The following is a 3,354-nucleotide window of genomic DNA, read 5'->3' on the forward strand; positions in this document are numbered from 1 at the left end:
TACTTCGGAGCAGACGCGAGTCAGAGCAGCGGTCAGAGTGGTTTTGCCATGGTCAACGTGACCAATGGTGCCAACGTTGACGTGCGGTTTGTTACGTTCAAACTTTTCTTTAGCCATTTTGACCGTCCCCGAACGAAGAATTCAGCTAGCGATACCGCCATTAAAACAAAGGCAGATATTTTCATATCTGCCTCTATTAAATGGAGCTCATGAGCGGATTTGAACCGCTGACCTCACCCTTACCAAGGGTGTGCTCTACCAACTGAGCTACATGAGCGAAACACATTGCGCGAACAACAAAAGCTGGAGCGGGCAGCGGGAATCGAACCCGCATCATCAGCTTGGAAGGCTGAGGTTCTACCACTGAACTATGCCCGCGGAGCTAGCAGCTCGCGCTTAAATCTGGTGGAGGGAGAAGGATTCGAACCTTCGAAGTCTATGACGTCAGATTTACAGTCTGATCCCTTTGGCCGCTCGGGAATCCCTCCATAAGGAGGCGGCATTCTCTTTATCTGCCACCCTACTGTCAAGCACTTTCTCATTTAAAAACCTGAGCTTAGCGTCACTAACAGCAACTTCGCATTTCATCTCTCGAGATGTCCACCCTGCGAAGCGGGCGCCATTCTATGCATTCTATCGAACGCTTGCAACCCCCTCGCATGGCATTAATTGATGTTGTAAGCCATTGAAGTCCAAAGACAAACGTTCAAGCAGCGAATCATCGACCAAACGGCGGCTTTCCGGGGCGATACGCACCCAATGGCTACGGTTGGCACGCGGCAATTCACGCAGCAATGGCTCGTAACCGGCGCGGCGCAGGCGTGATATCACGCTATCGGCCGAATCATGGCGGGGAAAAATCCCTAGGGAGATGCCATTGGCAAGATCACCCTGACTGATGATGTAGCTGTCGATCTTGCGCGCCTGCAGTTCACGCAACTGGCGAAGCGACGCCTGCCGGGATGCCAGCGGAGGCAGATAGACCCAGTAATCGACCGAGCCGGCCGACTCGACAACCTGAACCTGCGAGCGGATATCCAGACTCAGCAAGCGCTGTTCCACCTGCTGAGCCTGCGCCTCGTCATCGAAACGCCCCAGAAAAAGACACACCGCCTGCTCTGGCACCTCTTCCTTCGTCTCATCCCTGGCAGCAAAGGTGCGGCGCTCCTGGGGCTTGGACTCACTTAGCAGTTGGATATCTCGCCGACTGTCCTGATACAGGGACAGCGGCGCGACCTCTTTGGCCTGCATTGGCGCCTGCTGTTGATGCCACACGTAATAGAAGGCGTTGAGCACGACCAACAACATGAAGATCCAACGCATCACTTCTCCCCCGTCACTGGACAGGCGATCGCCAACCCGATGAACACCAGATCGGGTACCACGCGCGCTGCCGGCACCCATTCGGCAGCCATTGCGGCATCGCCCCCGGTCAGAAATACGGCCACATCCGCTCCGCACTGCTGCCGCGCCTGCTCAAGCTGCGTCGCGACAAAGCCGCGCAGCATCAGCCGACAACCACGCTCGACCGCCTCAGCAGTGGAGCGCCCTGGCACCAGGCTATCGCCCGCCTGCTCAGCAGCAGCGCTGTCATATCGGATACGCCGGGTATGGGTAAGCAACTGATTACGCATCAGTGGCATACCGGGGCATATGAAACCGCCCAAGTGAGCACCATCGGCACTCACGAAGTCCGAAGTAATGGCCGTACCGAGATCTAGAATCAGACAAGCGCCCTGCTCCAGGCTGTAGGCTCCGACCGTGGCAAGCCATCGGTCGAGCCCGAGGCGCTGGTAATCCTCGTAGCCGTTCTGCACACCCGCTAGCTCCTGGGCCGGCCTTGCCACCTGGCACTCGATTGCGAACCGCTCGGACAAGGTCGTGCAAAGCAGACGCGTTTCATCATCGGCGCGCACACTTACCAGACGACAGGCCGACAGCTGCCGCGAAAACCGATCTGCCAATGCAGCGATAAGCTCGTCAACGTTATCGGCAACACCACTGGCAACCGCCGCACCCGTGCCCGCCCGCGGCAGAACACGCCACTTGATAAAGCTGTTACCGCAGTCAAGCTCAAGAATCATTATGCAACCTCAGACTGAGCTCACCACCACTGAACACTTTTTCCTGGCCGTCGATTTCCAGCCGCAAAGCCCCTGTCTCGTCTACGCCTAGAACACGCCCATGAATGGCCTGCGCCCCAGCAGCAAGCTCCACCATTCGTCCCTGCCAGAGATGACTGGCTTCCCATAGCTCACGCAGAGAGGCAAAGCCCTGCGCCTGATGCAGTTGAAGATAGCGCTCAAGCTGGCCACTGAGAGCGGTAACGAACCGGTTGCGATCAACCTGCCGCCCCAGAACCTGGCGCATGGATGTCCAGGGCTGGCTGATGGCCTCGCCCTGAGGCGCATTGCGCATATTGATGTTCACACCAATGCCGATCACCACATGGCAGACATCAGCTGGGTCACCGGAAAGCTCCAGAAGGATACCGGCGATCTTGCGACCGCCAACCAACAAATCGTTGGGCCACTTCAAACCGGCATCTGCGATGCCCCCGTCGCGCAGCGCCTGCAGCAGCGCAAGCCCGACAACCAGGCTAAGACCTTCGAGCTGACGCATTCCGCCACTGACCCGCAGCACCAGGCTGTAATAAAGGTTCTCACCGAAAGGGCTCGCCCAACTCCGCCCTCGCCGCCCACGCCCGGCAGTCTGCTGCTCGGCAACAACCAGGAATGGCGGAACTGCACCTGATGCCAGATGACGCAATGCTTCGGCGTTAGTGGAGTCGACCTGCTGCAGCAGCGTGATTGGATAGGAAGAGCAATCGTTAAGCGCCTCACGGCTCAACAGGGATAAAGGCGTCTCGAGCCGATATCCACGCCCACGAACCTTGTGGATCTGCAGGTCGTATTCGGCCTCAAGTGCCTGCAGGCGCTTCCAGATCGCCGCCCGGCTCACACCGACAGCCGCCCCCAGCTCTTCACCAGAGTGAAACTGCCCGTCCTGTAGAAGTCGCAATAATGACTGCATGCCTAACCTGCCCTGCGTTAAGGAGCGCATGATAGCGATGCACTCGACCGCTGCCTACAAGACCAAAAGCATTCATCATGATGGGAAGGACTTGTCGCTGCCCCCAGGCAAGGGATAGTTAGGAGGTTCAGTGCCCGCACGTTCAGCCCCAGGGTTACGCCTTCGGCTAACCCAGGCTACAAGAGCCCTCAGCACCGTAGGACGGCAGACGCGCCCCCCTTTCGTAGCCTGCGGTTGAGCGAAACGATACCCAGGTCAGCGTGCGTTCTGGCCGCCTGCCTGGCGCCGCTCAGTATTGGGCCATGGTCTTTTCCAGCCCGA

Annotated in this window: 4 protein-coding genes and 3 tRNA genes; all 7 read right to left on the reverse strand. The window is 58.2% G+C overall.

Features of this window, described 5'->3' with window-relative positions; all coding sequences use genetic code 11:
• Positions 1-117, reverse strand: a 117-nt coding sequence (locus PVA39_RS23135) for a GTP-binding protein (RefSeq protein ID WP_241779079.1), incomplete at its 3' end; no start/stop codon positions are given.
• Positions 118-201: 84 nt separating this feature from the next.
• Positions 202-277, reverse strand: a tRNA-Thr gene (locus tag PVA39_RS23140).
• 27 nt (positions 278-304) lie between these two features.
• Positions 305-378 (reverse strand) — tRNA-Gly (locus PVA39_RS23145).
• A 25-nt stretch (positions 379-403) separates the two neighbouring features.
• Positions 404-488: transfer RNA gene (locus PVA39_RS23150), tRNA-Tyr, on the reverse strand.
• Between the two features lie 145 nt (positions 489-633).
• On the reverse strand, positions 634-1,323 hold the full coding sequence (locus PVA39_RS23155) for an SPOR domain-containing protein (RefSeq protein WP_274126058.1): 690 nt from the start codon (positions 1,321-1,323) through the stop codon (positions 634-636).
• Positions 1,323-2,084, reverse strand: coding sequence for a pantothenate kinase (locus PVA39_RS23160; protein ID WP_274126059.1), 762 nt, complete (start codon positions 2,082-2,084; stop codon positions 1,323-1,325). Before PVA39_RS23160 ends, PVA39_RS23155 begins: the two co-directional genes overlap by 1 nt.
• Complete coding sequence (gene birA, locus PVA39_RS23165; RefSeq protein WP_274126060.1) at positions 2,074-3,033, reverse strand: bifunctional biotin--[acetyl-CoA-carboxylase] ligase/biotin operon repressor BirA; 960 nt, start codon at positions 3,031-3,033, stop codon at positions 2,074-2,076. The genes PVA39_RS23160 and birA overlap by 11 nt, the downstream gene beginning before the upstream one ends.
• Between the last annotated feature and the right edge of the window lie 321 nt (positions 3,034-3,354).

The sequence above is a fragment of the Pseudomonas sp. CNPSo 3701 genome (genome assembly GCF_028674975.1).
GTDB classification, from domain to species: Bacteria; Pseudomonadota; Gammaproteobacteria; order Pseudomonadales; family Pseudomonadaceae; genus Aquipseudomonas; species Aquipseudomonas straminea.